Genomic DNA, 19755 nt, shown 5'->3' with positions numbered 1-19755 from the left:
GCTGCCGTTCTCAGTCGGTACCGTCCACAGTGGACGGAGTTAGGCACGCGTCAGCGACGCGGGCCCTTCTTGCCCTTCTTCGCCTGCGCCCGCTCGGCGGCCCGGCGTTCGCGGCGGGTGCCGCCCGCGGCTCCGGCGTCCGCGTCGTTCGCGCTGTCCGAATGGGACTCGACGCCGCCGCCCTCGGAGGGGCCGGACATGGTCAGTCCGGATTGGACACCGCCGCCGCCGAGGCCCTTGCCGCGCAAGGCGGACGGGACCGAATCGGAGTCGGTGGCCGGCGGCTGCGGCGGGGCGGGGCGGGCGTGCTTGCCCTCGTCCTCGCCCTGGTTGCCGAAGGCGCCCGCCGCCGCGGCGGTCGCGGACGTGACTCCGCCCGGGAGCGCCGACGGTTCCGGCTGCTGCACGGTTTCCGGCTCGGCGCGCTCGACCTGAAGGTTGAACAGGAAGCCGACGGCCTCCTCCTTCAGCGAGTCGAGCATCGCGCGGAACATGTCGAAGCCCTCGCGCTGGTACTCGATCAGCGGGTCGCGCTGCGCGAGCGCCCGCATGCCGATGCCCTCCTTGAGATAGTCCATCTCGTAGAGGTGCTCGCGCCACTTGCGGTCCAGCACGGTGAGCATGACCTGGCGCTCGAGGCGGCGCATCGAGCCTTCCTCGCCGACCAGTTCGTCGATCTCGGCCTCGCGCTTGGCGTACGCGTCGAGCGCGTCGTCGACCAGCGCCTGGCTGAGCGATTCCGCGTCGAGGTCGCCGTCCTCGATCAGGTCGTCCCAGTCGAGGCTCACCGGGTACAGCGTCTTCAGCGCGGTCCACAGCTGCTCGTGGTCCCAGTCCTCGGCGTAGCCCTGGGAGGTCGCGCCCGAGACGTACGCCTTCACCACGTCGACGATCATGTGCTCGATCTGCTCGCGCAGGTCCTCGCCCTCGAGCACGCGGTGGCGCTCGGCGTAGATCACCTTGCGCTGCTCGTTCATGACCTCGTCGTACTTGAGGACGTTCTTGCGGGTCTCCATGTTGAGCTGCTCGACCTGGGTCTGCGCGCTCTTGATCGCCTTGGAGACCATCTTGTGCTCGATCGGCACGTCGTCCGGCAGCCGCATGGTGGTCATGATGCGTTCGACCAGCACCGCGTTGAACCGGCGCATCAGGTCGTCGCCCAGCGACAGGTAGAACCGCGATTCGCCGGGGTCGCCCTGCCGTCCGGAACGACCGCGCAGCTGGTTGTCGATGCGCCGGGACTCGTGCCGCTCGGTGCCGAGCACGTAGAGCCCGCCCGCCTCGCGGACGACGTCGGCTTCGGCGCGCGCCTCTTCCTTGATCTCCTCGAGCACCTTCGGCCACGCGGCCTCGTACTCCTCGGAGTGCTCGACCGGGTCGAGGCCGCGCTCGCGCAGCACCTCGTCGGCCATGATGTCCGGGTTGCCGCCGAGCACGATGTCGGTACCGCGGCCCGCCATGTTCGTGGCGACGGTGACCGCGCCCTTCCGGCCGGCGCGCGCGACGATCAGCGCTTCCTTGTTGTGGTACTTCGCGTTCAGCACCTCGTGCGGCACGCCCAGCTTGAGCAGCAGCTTCGACAGGTGCTCGGACTTCTCCACGCTCGTGGTGCCGACCAGCACCGGCTGGCCCTTTTCGTGCCGTTCGGCGATGTCCTCGGCGACGGCCTCGAACTTGGCCTGCTCGTTCTTGTAGATCAGGTCGGCGCGGTCCGCGCGGACCATCGGCCGGTTCGTCGGGATCGGCACGACGCCGAGCTTGTAGGTCTGGTGGAACTCGGCCGCCTCGGTCTCGGCGGTACCGGTCATGCCGGACAGCTTCTTGTAGAGCCGGAAGTAGTTCTGCAGCGTGATCGTGGCGAGCGTCTGGTTCTCCGCCTTGATCTCGACGCCTTCCTTGGCCTCGATCGCCTGGTGCATGCCCTCGTTGTAGCGGCGGCCGACCAGGATGCGCCCGGTGAACTCGTCGACGATCATGACCTCGCCGTCGCGGACGATGTAGTCCTTGTCCTTGTGGTAGAGCTCCTTGACCTTCAACGCGTTGTTCAAGTAGCCGACCAGCGGGGTGTTCGCCGCCTCGTACAGGTTCTCGATGCCGAGCTGGTCCTCGACGAACCGGACGCCCTTCTCGGTGACCGCGACGGTGCGCTTCCGGACGTCGGTCTCGTAGTGGTACTTCGAGTTGATCAGGTTGGCCTTTTCGACCCGTTCGCGCGTGCCCATCGTGGTGGTGTCGATGCCCTGCATCAGCGGCGCGAGCCGGGCGAACTCGACGTACCACCGCGACGACTGGTCCGCCGGGCCGGAGATGATCAGCGGGGTGCGCGCCTCGTCGATGAGGATCGAGTCGACCTCGTCGACGATCGCGAAGTTGTGCCCGCGCTGCACGCATTCGTCGAGCGACCAGGTCATGTTGTCGCGCAGGTAGTCGAAGCCGAACTCGTTGTTCGTGCCGTAGGTGACGTCGGCGTTGTAGTGCTTGCGCCGTTCCTGCGGGTCCTGCTCGGCGACGATGACGCCGACCTCGAGACCGAGGAAGCGGTGGATGCGGCCCATCCACTCGGCGTCGCGCTTGGCGAGGTAGTCGTTGGTGGTGACGACGTGCACGCCGTCCCCGGGGATGGCGTTCAGGTAGGCCGCGAGGACGCAGGTCAGCGTCTTGCCCTCGCCGGTCTTCATCTCGGCGACCTGGCCGAGGTGCAGCGCGGCCCCGCCCATGAGCTGGACGTCGTACGGCCGCTGGCCGAGCACCCGGTGCGCGGCTTCCCGCGCGACGGCGAAGGCCTCCGGCAGCAGTTCGTCCAGGGATTCGCCCTTGCCGTACCGCTCGCGGAACTCGTCGGTCTTGGCCCGCAGTTCGGCGTCCGACAGGTCCTTCACGTCGTCTTCGAGGGTGTTGATGTGATCGGCGATGTTGCGCAGCCGCTTCACCATCTTGCCCTCGCCCGCGCGGAGCAGGCGGTTCAGCACCATCCGGTCGACCTCACTAGCTGATCATGATCGCGCCCAGGCCGTTCCCGGGCAGTAAATCGCCACGGCTGGCGCCCGTGTGCGCCGCCGCCGTCTCCCCCATCGTAGGGAACGCGGCCTGGTCCGCGCACGCACGTCGTCGCAGAAGGTCACGGAAGGTTTGCACAGGTCCCGACGAAGGTCGTGCCGCGGGTCGTGCTCCGGGCACGCGGACGGCCCGCACGCGTTCGCGTGCGGGCCGCCGGTGCGGTTTGTCCCTGGCTGGATCAGCCCAGCCGGATCACGCCGTAGTCGAAGCCCTTTCGCCGGTAGACGACACTCGGCCGGCCGGCCTCGGAGTCGTTGAACAGGTAGAAGTCGTGGCCGACCAGCTCCATCTCGTAGAGAGCCTGGTCCACCGTCATGGGATCCGCGTCGTGTTGCTTCTCGCGGACGACGCGGCCGGGCTGATGGCCCAGGTCCTCGTCTTCCCAGCGCCCCTGCCGGGGAATGTCGCCCGCACTCGTCGCCGCGAAACCGTTCACCATGGGTTCGGTCGCGTCGGGTGCGTCCAGGACGGCCGTGCCCATGGCGGGCCCGGCGACGGCATCGGATCCGCCGACCATCGAGGTCGCCTCGGCGACCGACTCCGGACGGCTGCGTCCGTAATGCACGCGCCTGCGGTCGTGTGTCCGCCGGAGCCGGTTTTCCAGCTTGGTGACGGCGGAGTCGAGCGCTGCGTAGAAGTCGGCTGCGCTCGCTTCTGCGCGAACAGCCGGACCGCGGCCCTTCCCGGTGATCTCGACGCGCTGGCAGCTCTTGGCCTGCCTGCGGTTGGGCTCGTGGAAGAGCTCCACGTCGTAGCGGATGACCTTCTTGTCGTAGCGCTCAAGGCGGGCCAGCTTTTCGCTGACAAGCGCCCGGTAATGCTCGGGCACCTCCACGTTGCGGCCCTTAACGACGATGTCCATACACGACCTCCCTCGCTGAGGAAACTGCGAGCTGTTGTGTTCTCACGGCACCGGTACTGAACGGCTACTGCACGGGTTCGGCGGGCTGATAAAGAATTCGCGACCGGATCACGACGTCTCGTGGCGGTAGCGCGAACGCGGACTCAGCGGGCCGCCGGCGCCAGGGACATGGGCTGCACACCTCCCTGCCTGCGGGTATTGCTGATAGCGGAGCACGTTAGCTTCATCACGCCGTCCGCAACAGCCCCCGAGCCGGGGGATGTCACGATCCGGGAACTCGTCACGGGGCGCAGTGAATCATGCGTGCGCAGCCCGGAACCGCCGCTCGGAAGGCCGAGCGCGCGTGCCCAAGTTTCACGCGGACGGCTCAACAGAGCGGCACCTCGGACGCCGAGGGTGACCGGCCCCTGCAGCACAGCCGCCACCTCGGTGGACTGCCCCGTCGCGGGGGTGATTCCGGCCTCGACCCTCATGCCCCGACAACGGGCGACGAGGACAGGAGGTTCCCTCTTGACATCACTCGTGTAGGTGACACCTGGCGGTAGTGGGCATGCGAACGCGAGTTGCCTCCCCGGCGAGAAAGCGGACGGACGTTTTCGGGCGGACGGTTTTTGGAATCGTTCCGTTTTGGCCGGACACGGAGTGGAGGATCGGTTTCCGCGTAACCGGATTTCGGTTTCCGCGCTCGCCGAACTGGGGCGCGCGACTGGGGCGCGCGGCGGATTCGCGGGCGGCCAGGGGCACGCTCAGGTTCCCGATCCGCGCACGGCCAAGGCGCATCCGGGTTCCGGATCCGCACACGGCCAACGCGCATCCGGGTTTCGGAAGTAGGACAGGCCGCCTTTCAACGTGGGACAGGCTCCCTTTCAGACTGTCGCCAGCAGGGCCAGCACCGCCACCACCGGCACGCCCGCGTTTTTCAACGCCGTGACGCATGCGGCGGACGTGGCGCCTGTGGTGATCACGTCGTCCACCACCACGACCCGCGTGCCCGGCGGCGGACGCCCTGCCGCGGCGAATCGCAGCCGTCCCTCCAGATTGGCCGTCCGTTCCGCCCGGCTCAGCCCGACCGCGTCCCGGCCGCCCTTCAGCACCAGGGCAGGCGCGACATACGCTCCCGTCAGCCGAGCGGCTTCCGAGGCGATTCGCTGGACGTGCGGGCCGCCGCGCACCCGCGAAGCGATCCGGCGGCTCGGCGCTGGAACCAGGCACCAAGGACTGGCGCGAGGACCGCCGGAAGGCAACGCCATCAGCCCGGCCGCCAGTACCCGGCCCAAAAACGGGGCCACGTCCCGACGGCGGCGTTCCTTGCAGGCGATCAAGATCCGCTTGGCGGCACCCGTGTAGCGAGCCAAGGCGTAAGCCGGGACCAGCGCTGCCAAAGGCGCGCGGAATACCGCAGTGGGGGACCCCCACGTCGTTGAGCATCCGGCGCACACGGGCGCGCCGCGGGTTTCACAGCCTGCGCAGTAGGTCGGCAGGAGCAGGTTCAAGAGCAGTCTCAGCAACACGACTCCGAGTGTGCACCCGACCACCGACAGTTTTCGGCCGCGCGAGCACCGGAGCCCGGAAATCACCCCGGATAGAACGGATCCGCGTTCTGCATCGAGTGCGCCTGCGGCCGCCACACCTCGCCCAGTTCGGTCGCCGTCCACAGGCCCCCGGCGTCCGCGACCACGATCGGCTGGCTCGGGGCGGACGCGACCGCCCGCACCGGCGCGGTGAGGTTCGAGCTGTTGTAAGCGTCCATCCGTCGTCCATCGATCGACAGCCGCTGGACCGGCTGCGAGGGCGAGGACGTCGCGGCAACCAGGGTGTCCGGCGTCGAGCCCCAGTCCACGTCCAGCACGTCGGTCAGCACGCCGGGCTGCAGCACCCGCGGCTCGCGCAAGGTGACCGTGTCGCCACTGCGCACCACCGACGCCACGACCAGCTGGCCGTTCACCGTCGCGGCCACGCGGGCGCCGTCCCGGGAAAGCCGCAGGACGCCGATCGACCCCAGCGCCAGCAGGTCGTTCGCGTTGACGCTCTGGCGCAGCCAGTGGCCGTTCGGGTCGAGGACCATCCGCGCGATGATCGAATGGTCGACGACCGTCCACACCTCGTTCGACGGCCCGGCCCCGGCCTGAGCCGGACGCCAGGTCGGGCGGCTCAGCGAACCGCCGCCGAGGTCGACCGTCGGCAGGTCGCGGCCGAGATCGCCGATGCGCAGCCGCACGCGGTCGCCGTCCTGCTCGACCACCGCGAGGCGTTTGCCGTCGATCGACTCGGCCGCGCTCACCACCGGGTACGCGCCGTTGCCCACCGCGCCCGGGATCGGCGCGCCGTCGCTGAGCGAGCGGACCCGGCCGCCGACCGTCATCAGCCCGTTCGGCGACGAGGAAGCGTTGTACGAGGGCAAATCGGTGCTGCGCCAGTACTCGTGGCCCGCCACGAGCGGAGCGCCGTCGGCGAGCAGCCGGATCCGCGTGGACGTGACCGTCTGCATGGACAGCACGATCTGCGCGGCGATCAGCGACCGCGTGTCCGCGCCGACTCCGGTGAGCCCGCTCAGCTGCACGGTCAGCGAGCCGTCGTCGTTGTTCTTCACGTTGTTTTCGAGCGACACCCCGTCGCCGAACAGGTTTTTCACCGCGCCGGTGAGCCCGGCGGACGGGCCCTGGAGGATCAGGTCCATCACCCGTCCCGGCATGCCCGACTGCGGTTTCGCCGGAACGTAGCGCAGGTCCGGCGCGAAGGATCCGGAGTCGGGCGAGTAGAAGCTCACCACGACCGGGTTGTAGTTGCCGTCGAACTCGTCGTCGGTCACCAGCAGCACCGGCGGGGGCGGGCTGGAGATCCGCCATTGCCCGTCGGCCTGCTTGCGCACCTGGAAGGTCTGTTCGGCCGGACCGCTGCCGGGGATGAACGCGGAATCCGCGCTCAGCGTGCCGAGCACCGAACCGCGCACGGTGACCGTGCGGACGTTCGGGTCCGGCGCGGTCGACGACGGAGTGGGCGTCGCGGTGGCGCCGGTGCTGGCCGTGGGGTCGTAGACCGTGCTGAAGGTCTTGTCGATGATCGTGAACGAGCGGTTCGGCCGCCACGCGCCGCGCTGTTTGTCGTCGAGGAACGCCCGCGAGGCCGCGTTGCCCGACCGCGGATCGGCGTTGGCCTTGATGAACAGCCGCACGATGTCGAGCGGTTCGGCGTTGGTCGGCGGTTCCGGCGCGTTGTTGGCCTGCTGGGGCGCCTTTTCGACCGACACCACGACCGGCAGCGATTCCTGCGGAACGTTCGCGCAGCTCACGAGCACCAGTGCGCAGGCGAGAAGGACGAGCACTCGCCTCACTGACCGACCTCCTCCCGGTCCGGCGCCGGATCGGCGAGGATCGCCTCCGGCGCGGGATGCAGTTCGGCGACCGACGACGGCGACAGCGTGATCTCCGAAACGGCGTCCGGCGGCGGCAGCACCAGCGGGCTGTCCGCGATCGGCACGCCTTGCCGGCGCGGCACCACGAGCCGGAAGCACGCGCCGTGTCCCGGCTCGCCCCACGCGTCGAGGACGCCGCCGTGCAGCCGCGCGTCCTCCTGGCTGATCGCGAGGCCGAGCCCGGTGCCGCCGGTGCGCCGGTTGCGCGACGGGTCGGCGCGCCAGAACCGGTTGAACACCAGGTCGGCCTCCCCCGCGCGCAGGCCGACGCCGTAGTCCCGGACGGTGATCGCGACCGCGGTCTCGTTCACCGCGACCGTCAGCACCACCGGTTTGCCCTCGCTGTGGTCGACGGCGTTGGCCAGCAGATTGCGCAGGATCCGTTCGATGCGCCGCGCGTCCACCTCGGCGGAGGTGTCCTCGTCCGGCAGCACCAGTTCGACCGCGCTGCCCGCGGTCCCGGCGAGCACTCGCACCTGCTCGACCGCGCGCGTCGCGATCGGCCGCACGTCGATGTACTCCGCCGACAGCTCCTCGACGCCCGCGTCGAGCCTGCTGATCTCCAGCAGGTCGCCGAGCAGTGCCTCGAACCGGTCGAGCTCGTCGACCAGCAGTTCGGTCGAGCGGGCGAGGCCGGGCGGGAACTGCTCGCGGGAGGCGTGCAGCACGTCGGCGGCCATCCGCACGGTGGTCAGCGGGGTGCGCAGTTCGTGCGACACGTCGGAGGTGAATCGGCGCTGCAGGCCGCCGAATTCCTCGAGCTGGCGGATCTGGTTCTGGATGCTGGCCGCCATGCTGTTGTAGGACACCGCGAGTTTGGCGAGGTCGTCCTCGCCCACGACGGCGAGCCGCTGGTCGAGGTCGCCGCCGGCGAACTGCTCGGCCGCCGCGACGGCTTGCCGGACCGGCCGGACCACCTGCCGGACCACCAGGTTCGTGATGCCGGCGAGCAACAGCAGCAGCACGATCCCGGCGACGAACAACGTGTTCTGCACCGTCGACACGGTGGTCTGCTCGCTGGTGAGCGGGAACAGCAAGTACAGCTGCAGCGGACTGGCCGCGGTCGACAGCGGAGTGCCGACGATCAAGTAAGTGGTCCGGACGCCGTTCTCGTCGACGGTGTGCTCAAGCCGGGCGAGATGGTCGGCCTCGACGAACTGGCGCAGCCGCTCCGGCACCGCGGGGAACGGCCCGACGTACACCGGGTCGGCGTCCGACTGCCCGCGGCCGACGCTGGCCAGCACCGGCTCGAAGGTGCCCGCGGTGGAACCCGCGCGCGACGAGGACGTGGTCGAGATCTTCTTGAGCGCGTTCTGCAGGCGCGTGTGCAGCGCCTCCGGGGACTCGCCGCCGATCCCGACCAGCTCGCGCGTGGCGGTGTCGGCCAGCGCCTGCGTCTGCTCGATCGCGGCGCGGCGTTTGGTGTCCAGCAGCCGTTCGGTGATCTGGTTCTGCAGGACCATGCCCAGCACGAACACCACGGCCGAGGACAGCGCCAGCGTCGAGATCGTGACGCGGAACTGCAGCGAGTGCTTCCACAGCTCGTTGAACGCCACCGCGCGGCGGCGTGCGAAAACCACGACCCGGGCCGAAAGCCGAGCCGTGGCGCGGGCGGCGGCGCGAAGCCGCCCCGCGAAACCGGTCATCGCACAATCACGGCGGGCCGGCCTTGTACCCGACCCCGCGCACCGTCAGCACCACCTCAGGGTGCTCCGGATCCTTCTCCACCTTCGAGCGAAGGCGCTGGACGTGCACGTTCACCAGCCGGGTGTCGGCCGCGTGCCGGTAGCCCCACACCTGTTCGAGCAGCACCTCGCGGGTGAACACCTGGCGCGGCTTGCGGGCCAGCGCCACGAGCAGGTCGAACTCGAGCGGCGTCAGCGGGATCGCCTTGCCGTCGCGGGTGACCTCGTGTCCGGGAACGTCGATCGCGAGATCGCCGATGGTGAGCGATTCGGCGGGCTCGGCCTCGGTGCGGCGCATCCGGGCGCGCACGCGGGCGACGAGTTCCTTCGGCTTGAACGGCTTGACCACGTAGTCGTCGGCGCCGGATTCGAGCCCGAGCACGATGTCCACGGTGTCGCTCTTCGCGGTGAGCATGACGATCGGCACGCCGGACTCGGCGCGGATCGCCTTGCACACGTCGATGCCGTTCATGCCGGGCAGCATGAGGTCGAGCAGGACCAGGTCCGGTTTCAGCTCCCGCAGCGCGGGAAGCGCGCGCGAACCGTCCGCGACCACCGCGGTGTCGAACCCTTCGCCGCGCAGGACGATGGTGAGCATCTCCGCCAGCGCCGGGTCGTCGTCGACCACCAAGACACGTGCCTTCATGACCACATGTTCGCACTACCTCCCGCACCCGTGCGCACGACCCGCGCGTTTGACCACCGGAAAGATCAAGATCACCGGCCCGGTTGGGCCATCCGGACGCCTCGGGCGCCCGGCCGCGGCCGGATTCGCCCGCTCAGCCGAACAGATCGCAGCCGAGCGGTTACTGTTGCGCTATGCGGAACCAGGACTCGGGAAACGCAACGGGAAGCGCGGTGCAGTCCGTCGACCGGGCGATCACGGTCCTGGAGCTGCTGGCCCGCAACGGGGAAACGGGCATCACCGAGATCGCGGGCGAGCTGGGCGTGCACAAGTCCACCGCGTCCCGGCTGCTGAGCGTGCTGGAGGCGCACGGGCTGGTCGAGCAGCTGGGCGAACGCGGCAAGTACGCGATCGGGTTCGGCGTCGTCCGGCTGGCGGGCGCCGCGACCGGCCGGATGGACCTGGCGAAGCTCGGCAGGCAGACCTGCCAGTCGCTCGCCGAGGAACTGGGCGAGACGGTCAACATCGCGATCGCCGACGACGGCGTCGCGATCAACATCAGCCAGGCGCGCGGGTCGGCGGCGATCACCACGCAGAACTGGACCGGACAGCGCACGCCGCTGCACGCCACGTCCAGCGGCAAGGTCCTGCTCGCCGCGATGGACGACGCCGAGCGCAAGCGGATGCTCGCGCACGAATTAGAGCAGTACACGCCGCGCACCACGGTCGACCGGGACGAGCTGGCGGCCGAACTGGACCGCGTCGCGGAGGACGGCTACGCGGCCTCGTTCGAGGAGCTGGAACTGGGCATGCACGCGGTCGCGGTGCCGGTGCGCGGCCCCGGCGGCGAGGTCGTCGCGGCGATGAGCGCGTCCGGTCCGTCCTACCGGCTGTCCAAACAGCGGATCCGGCAGATCGTCGCGCCGATGGCCGAGGCGGCCCGGGAGCTTTCCGCTCAGCTCGGCTACTTTTCCGCGTGACCCCGGCGGCCGCGGCGGCTCTCTTGACAGCACGCCCGCGATCCCGCAATTTGTGAGTTGCAGCAGACGGAACATCGATCTCCATCCGCAACGCGTCCGTTCCCCGGCGGGGGCGTTCCGGCATGCCTGTCTCGTCCCGAGCCGGGCCGTCCGCGACGGCCGGCAGGCAGGAGGTACCTCGCGATGGCAGTGCGACCGCGGGTGGTTGTGCTCGGCGCCGGACTCCTCGGCTGCGCGGTCGCCGACGAGCTGACCGGACGCGGCTGGACCGACGTCACCGTCCTCGAACCGGAACCGGCGCTCGCCTCGGCCGGACCGGGACTGCTCTTCCGCACGCACGCCGATCGCACGGCGTCCGAGTTCGCCAAGTACACCGCGGAGAAGTACAGCGGGCTGACCGTCGACGGCGGCTGGTGTTTCCAGCCGGTCGGGAGCCTGGAGCTCGCGACCACGCCCGAGCAGCTTTCCCGGTTGCGGCAACGGCTTGGCTGGGCGACGTCGTCCGGCGTGCGCGGCTACCTGCGCGAACCGGGCGAATGCGCGCAACTGCATCCGCTGCTCGACTCCGCGAAAGTGTTCGGCGGCCTGCACATTCCCGGCGACGGGCTGGTCAAACCGATCCGCGCGGCGCTCGCCCAGGCCCGCCGCGCGAAGGAGCGGGGCGCGAAATTCCTTACTGGGCAAGAGATTGTCGAGATCGTGCGCACGGCGGGCCGGGTGACCGCCGTGGCGACCGCGACCGATCGGTTCCGCGCCGACGTGGTCATCTCCTGCGCCGGAGTACGCGCGCCGCAGTTCGGCCGGCTGGTCGACCTCGCAGTGCCGGTGGTGCCGATCGCCGTCGAGCACGCGCGCACCACGCCGTTGGCGCAGCTCGCCGGAGACAACGACCACTTCACCGAGGCGGACAAACCGATCCTGCGCGGAGCCGGGCTGTCGCTGCGCGAGCACGTCGACCGGCTGGGCATCAGCGCGCTGGGTCCGGTCGAAGCCGACGCCGAGTTCGCTCCGGCGGGCTTCGAGGAATCGTGGACGGCCGCGCTCGGGTTGGTGCCGGCGCTCACCGACGCGAAGGTCGAGGAAGGGGTCCGGCAGCTGGTCCCGGGCACGCCGGACGGGTTGCCGCTGCTGGGCGAACATCCGGAACTCGACGGGTTCTGGGTCGCCGAAGCGGTGGACTGCGCGTGGTCCGCCGGGGTCGCGCGGGAGCTGACGCGCTGGCTGATCGAGGGGCAAGCACACCTTGACCTGCACTCCGTAGACCTCGCCCGGTTCGATCGGCTTCAGCTCGCGCCCGGCCGGGTGCGGGAGCGGAGCCTGACGGCGGCGGGCCATCAGCGACCGGCGACGGAACTGGTGCGGACCACGCCCTGTTACGAACGCGAAGTCGCGCTGGGCGCGGAGTTCCGCGAGGTGGACGGCTGGGCGCGGCCGCAGCGGTACTCCTCTGGCAGCCGCGCGGAAGCAGTCGCGGCCCGGAGCCGGGTGGCGTTGTTCGACCTGACCCCGCGGCGACGGCTGGAGATCACCGGCCGCGGCGCGCTGCCGTTCCTGCAGACGATGACCACGAACCAGCTCGACCGGCCGCCCGGCTCGGTCACCAGCACGTTGCTGCTCGGCGAAGACGGCGGGATCCGCAGCGATCTGACGGTCGCCCGGCTTGGCGTCGAGCGGTTCCACGTCGCCGCGCACCATCATCGGGACGTCGCCTGGCTGCGCCGTCACCTGCCCGGCGACGGCTCGGTCCAGCTGCGCGAAACCACCGGCGGTACCTGCTGCCTCGGCTTGTGGGGACCGCTCGCCGAACAGGTGCTGCCCGAACTGTCCACATCGGACTCGCGCGCGTGGAAGACGTACGTCGGCGACGTGCCGGTGACCGTGCTGCGCGGGTCTGACGTGGGCGAACCCGGCTGGGAGCTGCACACCGGCGCGGATCTCGGGCGTGCGCTGTGGGACGCGGTCTGGTCGGCCGGGCAGCCGTACGGGATCGTCGCGGCGGGAGAGGACGCGCTGCGCAGCCTCCGGATGGAGGAGGGCCACCGGAACTGCGGCGTCGACGTGACCACCGAGCACGATCCGTACGAGGCGGGGCTCGGGTTCGCGGTGCGGATGGACAAGGGCTACTTCCTCGGCCGGGACACGCTTCTCCACCGTTCTCCCGCGACGGTGCGGCGGAAACTGGCGTGTTTGACCGTCGACGACCCGGACTCGGTGATGCAAGGCCGGGAGCCGGTGTACGTCGACGGCCGTCCGGCGGGATACGTCACGAGCGGCGCGTACGGCTACACCGTCGACAAAAACCTGGCCTACGCCTGGCTTCCCGTCGAGGACGCCAGGCCGCGGACGCCGGTGGAAATCGAGTACTTCGGGAAACGGCTCGCGGCGAAGGTGGCCGCGGAACCGTTGAGGAGCAGTGAATGACGCACTACGACGTGATCGTGATCGGCCTCGGCGGAATGGGCAGTGCTGCCGCCTACCGACTGGCGCAGCGGGGCCAGAAGGTGCTCGGGATCGACCAGTTCGCGCCAGTGCACAACCTCGGTTCGAGCCACGGCGGCTCGCGGATCACGCGGCAGGCGTACCTCGAAGGTCCGGATTACGTACCGCTGCTGCTGCGCGCGCACGAGATGTGGGACGAACTCGAACGCGACTCCGGACGGTCGCTGTTCACCCGCTGCGGCGCGGTGATGGGCGGACCGCCGGAGTCGCGCACGATCGCGGGCAGCACGCTTTCCGCGGAGAAGTTCGACATCCCGCACGAAATCCTGGACGCGGCTGAGATCCGGCACCGGTTCCCTACCATCACCCCGGCCGACGACGAGGTGGCACTGTGGGAACCGGGTGCCGGTTTCGTGTCGCCCGAAGGAAGCGTCGCCGCCCACCTGCAACTCGCCGCGCGCCACGGTGCCGAATTGCACCACGAGGAGCAGGTGTTCACGTGGACCACCACGGAAACCGGGGTGCGCGTCGGCACCGCTTCGAGCTACTACACCGCCGAGCGGCTCGTGCTGTGCCCCGGTGCTTGGGCACCCGTGCTGCTCGCGGACCTAGGCGTCGATTTCGAGGTGCGCCGCCAGGTCCAGTACTGGTTCGAACCGGCCGACGTGCGGCCGTTCACCGATCATCCCGTCTATCTTTGGGAAACCGCTGAAGGCGGCCAGTTCTACGGTTTTCCCGCGCACACCACGCAAGGCGTCAAGGTCGCCGTGCACCTTGGCGGCACGCCGTGCACCGCCGACACGATCGACCGGCGGATCCACGACGACGAGGTGCGCGCGATCGCGGACGTCGTCGGCTCCCGGATCCCGACACTCCCGGCGACCTTCCGCCGCGCGGCGACCTGCCTCTACACGAACACCCCGGACGAGCATTTCGTGATCGCCCCGCACCCGCGGCATCCGCGCGTGGTCGTGGCGTCCGGGTTTTCCGGGCACGGCTTCAAATTCGTGCCGGTGGTCGGGGAAATCCTCGCCGACCTGGTGGTGGACGGCGAGACGCGGCATCCGATCTCGCTGTTCGATCCGGCGAGGTTCACGCCGTAGCGAAGTAGTGCTCTTCGGCGAGATCTTCAAGCAGGCCAGGGTGTTCCGGCTTCCAGTCGAGGAGTTCACGCGTGCGCGCGGCGGACGTCGGCGCGTCCGACTGCACCATCGGCGCCAGGAACGCGAAGTGCGCCGCGGCTTCCTCCGGCGCGATGGACTTCACCGGGACTCCGAGCCGCGCGCCGATCGTCTCGGCGATCTGCCGGAGCGAGATGGCTTCGTCGCCGACGGCGTGCAGCATCGTCCCGGCCGGAGCCTTCTCCAGCGCCAGCCGGTAGAGCCTGGCCGCGTCGAGCGTATGCCCGGCGGACCAGCGATTGACGCCCTCGCCGACGTACGGCGAAACCCCGGCCGCGCGAGCGAAGCGGATCATGGTCGGGACGAAGCCGTGCTTGTCGAGCGAACTGTGCACCGACGGCGGCAGCCGCACGACTGACGACCGGACACCGCGGTCAGCGAGCCCGAGCACGTAGTTCTCCGCGTCCACGCGCGGACCGCCGGGGAGCCGGTCGTCCTCGGTGCCGGCGCGGCCGAGCCCGGCGAACATCAGGGTTCCGGAGGTCGAGACCAGTGGCTTGCCGGTGCCGGCGAGAGCCTCGCCGAGCGCTTTCAGCGCGGACAGATCCGCCTCGACCGCCGCGCCGAACTCGCCGCTGGCCATCAGGTCGTGCTTGAACGCCAAGTGCACGACGCCGTCCGCCTCGGCCACCGCTTCGCGCAGGCCGCCGAGATCGTCGAGGTCGCCGCGTCGCACCTGCGCGCCGCGTTCGGCGAGCGCCGCGGCAGAGGCGTCCGACCGGGCGAGCCCGACTACCTCGTGTCCGGCCGAGAGCAGTTCGGGAACGAGGGCCGAGCCGACGTGGCCGCTGGCCCCGGTGACGAAAACCCGCATGAGCTGTCCTTTCACAGTTGATGACACCTAGTGCCATCAACGTACGCCTGATGTCATCTGGTGTCATCACCTAGACTGGACGGCATGGGCCGCTGGGAACCGAACGGACGCCAACGCCTGGAGCGGGCCGCGCTCGACCTGTTCACCGAACGCGGATACGACCAGACCACGGTCGCCGAAATCGCCGAACGCGCCGGGCTCACGAAACGGACCTTCTTCCGCCATTTCGCCGACAAACGCGAGGTGCTGTTCGGCGGGCAGGAGGAGCTGACCCGGCTGTTCTCCGAGGGCATTGCCGGGACGCCAGCGGGCGCGACGCCGTTCGAAGCGGTCGGCGGGGCATTGGATGCCGCAGCGGCGGTTTTCACCGGCGAGCGGCTGGCTCAGGCCCGGGCGCGGCAGCCGGTCGTGGCGGCGAACAGCGAGCTGCTCGAACGCGAATTGCTCAAGCGCACCAAGATGGTCCAGGCCATGCACGACGCACTCGCCGCACGCGGAATCAGCGAGCCGACCGCACGCGTCGCGGCGGAACTGGGCTGCCTCGCCTTCGGGACGGCTTTCTACCGCTGGGTCGAGGCAGGGAACCGGCGGGAGTTCGGCGCGCTGGCCGACGAAGTGCTCAGCGAATTGCGCAAAGCGACCGCGGCGCTGGGTTAAGCGAGCAGAGACTTCGCCAGCATCGGCAGATCAACGCCCGCCACGCCGTCCAGCACATGCCACGGCGCGAGCCACGAAGCCGCGGCCAGTTCGTCGTACACCGCGGCGCAACGCTGCTGCAGCGAGTCGTCCGACTCGAACGCGTCCCGCGCCCGCGCCGCGTCCGACTCCGCCCGGCGGACTGCCCGCTCGGCGGCGACCTCCGGGCTCACCCGCAGCAGCAGGTGCGCGTCCGGCCGGGGCAGCCCGAACCGCGTCACCTCGAGGTCCCAAACCCACTGCACCACAGCGCCATCGGCGTGCTCGCGAAGGCGCGCGGCGGCGTACGCGGCGTTCGAGGCGACGTAACGATCCAGCAGGACGACGTCGTTGGCCGCGAGCAGCGCGCGGATCTCGTCGGCCGCACCGCTGCGGTCGAGGGCGTAGAGCAACGCCATTCCGTACACCGAGTCGGCGAGGTCGCCGTGCCCGCGGTGCAGCGCTTCCCGCACCAGGTCGGCGTGCACGCTGCGGCCGTAACGCGGGAAGGCGAGGCTGCCGACGCTCGCGCCCGCCTCTTGCAGCGCAGCAGTCAGCCCCTCGGACAGCGTCCGCTTGCCCGCGCCGTCCAGACCTTCGATCACGACCAGTCGCCCCACGCCGTCGAAGATACTTGGTGGCGTGCTCAGGCCGTCTCTCGGCGGGCGCGGGCGTAGCCGAGGTAGCCGACCGGCACCGCGACCAGCAGCCCGGCGAGGCAGAGCAGCGGGATCCAGTCGTCGCCGTGCGGCTGCGCCGGCGTGCTCTGGCCGCCGTCCCGCTGCACCACCTCGCTGCGCGGTGCGGCCGTAAGGTGGGCGTTGCCGGTGTCAGCGGGCTGCGCCGCGCCCGCGCCCGGAGCCGACACCGGCAACGCCAGGCCCGTGAACGCCACGAGGAGCAGCAAGCGTCCGACGTGCCTTCGGCAAGTGGTCGAGGACCGCCGGACCCGCCCGGCAGTGCTCCCCACGTGATTCGGTTTCCCCAGACCCATGACGCACCTCCCGCCTAGACGTGGCCAGTGGTGGTCACAACGGTGAACCGGTCGATCACTCCGAGCAAGATGCCTGTCCGGCGACGATGGTGTTCCGGGTCCGCGGTGGAACACGGAACGGTTACCCTTCCGTGGCCAAGCACACCAAACGGGGGCCGGACCCGTTACCGCGCGCTGCTAACGTGAACGTTCCGCGGCATTCACGCCCAGCGCACGGGCGGCGTTGAAGGGACAGCGGTGGCACGAGACGGGGATGGCCCACTGATCATGGAACCTGGCCGGCGCGGCGCGGGTGAACTGCCGCCCGAGCTCGGCGAAGCACTGCGATCCGGTGAATTCCACCAGGCGCTGCGGCTCGCGATCGCGCATCGCGGCCTGTCGCTCGCCCGGCTGCGGGCGCATCTCGCGCTCCGCGGCGTCCACATCGGACAGTCGACGCTGAGCTACTGGCAGCGCGGGCTGCGCCAGCCCGAGGTGCCGAAGGCGCTGCCCGCGGTCCGCGCGCTGGAGTCGGTGCTGCAGTTGCCCGCGGACTCGCTCGTGGTGCTGATCGGCCCGCGCACGGCGCGCCCGCGCGGGCACCAGGCCGCGGCGTCGTTCCACGACCTGCGCTCGGGCGAGATGGGCGCGATCGTCGAGCAGCTGATGAGCGACCTCGGCGCCGCGCCAGCGTCCCGGCAGTCGAACTCCGACCTGGAGATGCTGTCGGTGCACGACCAGATCACCATCGACGAACAGAAACATCAGGTGAAATTCCGGACCCGGCTGGTCACCCGCGCGCGGCGGCACGGACCGGACCGGTACGTGGCGGTCTACAACGGCGACCCCGGCTGCCGGATCGACGACGTCGAGCTGATCACCGCGGAAGGCTGCCGCGTCGGGCGGATCCGCAGGCATCCGGCGCGCGAGACGATGGCGACGGAGCTGCTTTTCGACCGGAAGCTCGCCGAGGGCGAGATCCACGTTTTCTGCTTCGAAATCCACGACAATTCCGCCGTGACGTTCCCCGGGTACTACCGGATGCTGCGCGACCAATGCGCGAGCTATCTGCTGCAACTGCAGTTCGCGCCCACCGCGATGCCCGCCCGGATCACCCGGGAGGTCCGCGCCCGCGACGACGCGCTGCCGGTCGAGGCGGAGGAATTGCCGTGCGACACCGGCGGCGTGACGAGCGGGTATTTCCGCGACACCGGACCAGGGCTGGCCGGCATCGCGGTGGAATGGAACTGAGCTTTATCCGTCCACGCGCTGCGGCGTGCCCTTGGTGATCCGCACCAGTTCGTCGAACGTCGTCGGGAAGACGGCGTTCGGCGTACCGGCCGCGGCCCACACCTCGGTGTACTGCCGCAACGCCTCGTCGACCACGGTCTCCAGCGGAGCCGGATGCCCGACCGGCGACACCCCGCCGATCACCTGCCCGGTAGCCGCGCGCACCTCGTCCGGCTTGGCCCGGCGGATCCGGCCGCGCTCGAGCCGCGCGGCGAGCGCCTCGGTGTCCACGCGGTGCGCGCCACTGGTCAGGACCAGCAGCGGGGCGTCGTCGGCCATGAAGACCAGGCTGTTCGCGATCGCGCCGACCGGACAGCCCAGCGCGTCCGCCGCCTCGGCCGCCGTCCGCGTGGACTGCGGGAGAGTCCGCGCCCGGCCTTCGACGCCCGCCTCGTCGAGCGCGTCCTGCACGTTTTGCACTGCCGACATCTGCACACCTCCAGCTGTTCTGTAAACAGAACACTAGACTAGGCCCAATGTCGACGTCACCCGCCCCGGACGGTCGCGCTCTCGCCGCGGCGGTCGGTACCCGCATCCGAACGCTCCGCACCCGCGCAGGCGTCGGCCTGACCACGCTCGCCGCCGACAGCGGTCTCGGCAAGGGAACGCTGTCGGAGCTGGAGAACGGCCGCAGGAACCCGACGCTGGACACGCTGTTCGCCATCGCCACCGCACTGTCGATCCCGTTGAGCGACTTGCTCTTCGGCGACGAAGGGGTGGCTGAAGCGCATGGCGACAGCGTGGCGGCGACGCTGCTCGGCCGATGGGAGGATCCGGACGGCGTGACCGAGGTGTACCGGCTCACGATCCACGAGCGGGTTCAGGTGTCGCATCCGCACAGCCCTGGGGTGCGGGAGGTTTTGACGGTATTGACCGGGACGGCTGAAGTGGGGCCGATCGATGCGCCGGTGACGGTTGCCGCTGCCGGGACGCATACGTTTATCGCGGAGACGGACCATGTTTACCGAGGAATCGGCGGACCGGCTACTGCGGTGTTGACGATGCGGTATCCGCGTTAGCGGACGAGGAGGCCATTGGCCTTTGCCGCATCAGCCTGCCGCGCGTCACAAGTAACCACAGTGACGGGTTCACCGCCAGTGAGGTCGGCGGTTTCCCGCATCACGACCGCGAGATGAAGCGCATCAAGCGTGCGAAGAGAATAGTTCTCGACGACCAATCGCTGCGCGGCGGGAAAAACACGCGCAGGCCGGAACGGAATCACGCCCAACGTCGAAGAACGACTCATCGCGTCGAACTGATCGAGAAACTCCCGCGCATCCGGGATGCACCCGGACCGCTTGGCCGCCGCCATCGCGCTCGCGAACTCGATCCGGGTCAGCTCACTGGCGAGAACCCGGTTCCGGCCGCTCGCAAGCAGGTCGCGCAACTCGGCGTGCTCGGGCTCATCAGCGAAGAACACCCGCACGACTGCGCTCGTATCGGCGTAATAGACAGTCACCATTCACCCCGCGACCAGTCGAGCGCCTCGCTGACCGACGCACCCCATCCAGCCGAACGCCGCTCCAGTTCGTCGAGGCCAACCGGCTCCCGCTCAGACTCGAAAGCGATCAGCTTGCCCTCCGCGAGCAGCCGGGCTTTCCACGCCTCCGGCGTCTCTTCCCTGTTGAGCGCGTTGCTGAGCACTTCGGTGACCAGGTCGTTCATGCTGCGCCCCTCAGCCTCGGCCCTGGCCTTCAGCCGAGCGTGCAGCTCGTCGTCGACGCGAGTGATCAATTGCTTCACCACACCATGATAAAACGTA

18 protein-coding genes are annotated in these 19755 nt (G+C 69.8%); 6 read left to right on the top strand and 12 right to left on the bottom strand.

The genetic code is table 11. The annotated features are described in order from the left end of the window. Nucleotides 1–50 precede the first annotated feature (50 nt). From secA to mtrA, 6 genes are all read right to left on the bottom strand, one after another. Nucleotides 51–2972: a preprotein translocase subunit SecA gene (gene secA, locus PUT80_RS36335; RefSeq protein WP_134666965.1), complete on the bottom strand. Its 2922-nt coding sequence runs from the start codon at nucleotides 2970–2972 to the stop codon at nucleotides 51–53. 263 nt (nucleotides 2973–3235) lie between these two features. Next, entirely contained in the window at nucleotides 3236–3919 is a 684-nt protein-coding gene (raiA, locus tag PUT80_RS36330; RefSeq protein ID WP_037816576.1) for a ribosome-associated translation inhibitor RaiA, read from the bottom strand. An 866-nt stretch (nucleotides 3920–4785) separates the two neighbouring features. Beyond that, nucleotides 4786–5301, bottom strand: a complete 516-nt coding sequence (locus PUT80_RS36325; RefSeq protein WP_275294836.1) for a ComF family protein — start codon at nucleotides 5299–5301, stop codon at nucleotides 4786–4788. A 191-nt stretch (nucleotides 5302–5492) separates the two neighbouring features. Further along, on the bottom strand, nucleotides 5493–7250 hold the full coding sequence (locus tag PUT80_RS36320; protein ID WP_275294835.1) for an LpqB family beta-propeller domain-containing protein: 1758 nt from the start codon (nucleotides 7248–7250) through the stop codon (nucleotides 5493–5495). Beyond that, on the bottom strand, nucleotides 7247–8977 hold the full coding sequence (mtrB, locus tag PUT80_RS36315; RefSeq protein ID WP_037816580.1) for an MtrAB system histidine kinase MtrB: 1731 nt from the start codon (nucleotides 8975–8977) through the stop codon (nucleotides 7247–7249). Before mtrB ends, PUT80_RS36320 begins: the two co-directional genes overlap by 4 nt. Nucleotides 8978–8984: 7 nt before the next feature. Next, on the bottom strand, nucleotides 8985–9662 hold the full coding sequence (mtrA, locus tag PUT80_RS36310) for an MtrAB system response regulator MtrA (protein WP_037355684.1): 678 nt from the start codon (nucleotides 9660–9662) through the stop codon (nucleotides 8985–8987). 173 nt (nucleotides 9663–9835) lie between these two features. Here mtrA and PUT80_RS36305 point away from each other — a divergent pair, with 173 nt between their 5' ends. The 3 genes from PUT80_RS36305 to solA all read left to right on the top strand — a co-directional run bounded on the left by PUT80_RS36305 (nucleotide 9836) and on the right by solA (nucleotide 14163). Then, nucleotides 9836–10621 (top strand): IclR family transcriptional regulator, encoded by a 786-nt coding sequence (locus PUT80_RS36305; protein WP_037816581.1) that lies wholly within the window; start codon nucleotides 9836–9838, stop codon nucleotides 10619–10621. A 183-nt stretch (nucleotides 10622–10804) separates the two neighbouring features. Then, nucleotides 10805–13042: an FAD-dependent oxidoreductase gene (locus tag PUT80_RS36300; protein WP_275294834.1), complete on the top strand. Its 2238-nt coding sequence runs from the start codon at nucleotides 10805–10807 to the stop codon at nucleotides 13040–13042. Beyond that, entirely contained in the window at nucleotides 13039–14163 is a 1125-nt protein-coding gene (gene solA / locus PUT80_RS36295) for an N-methyl-L-tryptophan oxidase (RefSeq protein ID WP_275294833.1), read from the top strand. The genes PUT80_RS36300 and solA overlap by 4 nt, the downstream gene beginning before the upstream one ends. On the opposite strand, the gene PUT80_RS36290 is transcribed toward solA, so the two are convergent. After that, nucleotides 14153–15055 (bottom strand): SDR family oxidoreductase, encoded by a 903-nt coding sequence (locus PUT80_RS36290; RefSeq protein ID WP_275294832.1) that lies wholly within the window; start codon nucleotides 15053–15055, stop codon nucleotides 14153–14155. The two genes, solA and PUT80_RS36290, sit on opposite strands and share 11 nt — an antisense overlap. Nucleotides 15056–15139: 84 nt before the next feature. Here PUT80_RS36290 and PUT80_RS36285 point away from each other — a divergent pair, with 84 nt between their 5' ends. Next, nucleotides 15140–15712, top strand: coding sequence for a TetR/AcrR family transcriptional regulator (locus PUT80_RS36285; protein ID WP_275294831.1), 573 nt, complete (start codon nucleotides 15140–15142; stop codon nucleotides 15710–15712). Here the strand turns inward: PUT80_RS36285 and PUT80_RS36280 are convergent. Together PUT80_RS36280 and PUT80_RS36275 are read right to left on the bottom strand one after the other, a co-directional pair. Then, the gene (locus PUT80_RS36280) at nucleotides 15709–16350 is read right to left on the bottom strand and encodes a dTMP kinase (protein WP_037816588.1); all 642 of its coding nucleotides are present in this window, start codon (nucleotides 16348–16350) and stop codon (nucleotides 15709–15711) included. The genes PUT80_RS36285 and PUT80_RS36280 overlap by 4 nt on opposite strands. Nucleotides 16351–16376: 26 nt before the next feature. Next, nucleotides 16377–16625 carry a hypothetical protein gene (locus PUT80_RS36275; protein ID WP_205670142.1) on the bottom strand — a complete coding sequence of 83 codons (249 nt, stop codon included), beginning with the start codon at nucleotides 16623–16625 and terminating at the stop codon, nucleotides 16377–16379. Nucleotides 16626–16961: 336 nt separating this feature from the next. On the opposite strand from PUT80_RS36275, the gene PUT80_RS36270 reads away from it, so the two are divergent. Next, nucleotides 16962–17954: a hypothetical protein gene (locus tag PUT80_RS36270; protein WP_037816597.1), complete on the top strand. Its 993-nt coding sequence runs from the start codon at nucleotides 16962–16964 to the stop codon at nucleotides 17952–17954. 3 nt (nucleotides 17955–17957) lie between these two features. On the opposite strand, the gene PUT80_RS36265 is transcribed toward PUT80_RS36270, so the two are convergent. After that, the gene (locus PUT80_RS36265; RefSeq protein WP_134666981.1) at nucleotides 17958–18422 is read right to left on the bottom strand and encodes a YbaK/EbsC family protein; all 465 of its coding nucleotides are present in this window, start codon (nucleotides 18420–18422) and stop codon (nucleotides 17958–17960) included. A gap of 47 nt (nucleotides 18423–18469) precedes the next feature. Between PUT80_RS36265 and PUT80_RS36260 the strand changes: the two genes are divergently transcribed. Further along, entirely contained in the window at nucleotides 18470–19012 is a 543-nt protein-coding gene (locus PUT80_RS36260) for a helix-turn-helix domain-containing protein (protein ID WP_275294830.1), read from the top strand. On the opposite strand, the gene PUT80_RS36255 is transcribed toward PUT80_RS36260, so the two are convergent. Continuing rightward, nucleotides 19009–19455, bottom strand: a complete 447-nt coding sequence (locus PUT80_RS36255; RefSeq protein WP_275294829.1) for a type II toxin-antitoxin system VapC family toxin — start codon at nucleotides 19453–19455, stop codon at nucleotides 19009–19011. The genes PUT80_RS36260 and PUT80_RS36255 overlap by 4 nt on opposite strands. Further along, entirely contained in the window at nucleotides 19449–19736 is a 288-nt protein-coding gene (locus PUT80_RS36250; RefSeq protein WP_037816605.1) for a toxin-antitoxin system HicB family antitoxin, read from the bottom strand. Before PUT80_RS36250 ends, PUT80_RS36255 begins: the two co-directional genes overlap by 7 nt. Nucleotides 19737–19755: the final 19 nt, after the last annotated feature.

The sequence above is a fragment of the Amycolatopsis sp. La24 genome (genome assembly GCF_029087445.1).
GTDB lineage: Bacteria > Actinomycetota > Actinomycetes > Mycobacteriales > Pseudonocardiaceae > Amycolatopsis > Amycolatopsis nivea.
This window is presented reverse-complemented; position numbering and strand designations above follow the sequence as displayed.